The following is an 886-nucleotide window of genomic DNA, read 5'->3' as shown; positions in this document are numbered from 1 at the left end:
GTCAGACGCCCATTGATAACGATGTTTTGGAAGCGGGATTGTTTCGCTTAGCAAGCTCAGAAAATTAACTGACTGTTGCACTTGCTCCTTGAGACCGCCATGCGTTACTACCGTATGTTTGGAAAGCTGAGGAATCGTGACACATGCACCCAGATACTGAGTAACCCAGCCTCCGGCCGAAAATCGGAATTCAGAACTTCATGATAGAATCGTGCCAAGTCAATTGTTTATTGATCTGTAGTCCGCCTGCAGTTGTTTGAGGGCTTGTTCAAAAGCAGCAGTATCTACCATGGGAAGCCCACCATTTCCACCAACTTGTATTTCCATTACTTGTTTTAGGCTTTCTTCATCAGGCGCACTCCAACAGAAACCTCTTTCACACCTCTCGTATTCAGTATGCTCATCACGCGTTACAATCCGCTGCGTTACTGGCGCCGACGCTTGCAAGGCAAGCTCTGCAACACTTCGCGAGTATGTTTGCCTATCTATGTAGATCCTGAGCCCATTATAGATACAGCCTCCCAATACTAACAAGATAGCCAAATACAAAACTACACGAGTGCCGACTGGAGATTTTGTACTAGTTTCCACCGAAATTTCCCTTTTTCAACTTGAAGTGAAAAGCTGAGAATTAATACCCTGGCCTGATTTTGAGGGTTTCTCGACGGTATTCACCCTTGTCCGAGCATATCCACAGCTTACCGCACCACTATGGCTGCGGGCTACCTTTTCTCGGTAGTTTCCTTGCAAGCAGTAATTAACTCCCAGCGCACTTGAAAAAAATAGTGGGCGGTTGCAGGAGCTGAGTGCAACACGGTCATTGAATTGAAGCTGGAGCATCATGCCGCATAGCCATGGCCTTCTGCATCACCTCGCCCATAACTTC

General features: G+C 47.0%; 1 protein-coding gene. It reads right to left on the bottom strand.

Annotation, left to right across the window (positions count from 1 at the left end):
* Positions 1-219 precede the first annotated feature (219 nt).
* Complete coding sequence (locus ACZRN6_RS36530; RefSeq protein WP_153045949.1) at positions 220-591, bottom strand: hypothetical protein; 372 nt, start codon at positions 589-591, stop codon at positions 220-222.
* Positions 592-886 lie beyond the last annotated feature (295 nt).

This window comes from Pseudomonas sp. A125 (assembly GCF_055409485.1).
The sequence above is the reverse complement of the archived record's forward strand: the minus strand, read 5'-3'. Positions and strand labels throughout refer to the sequence as shown.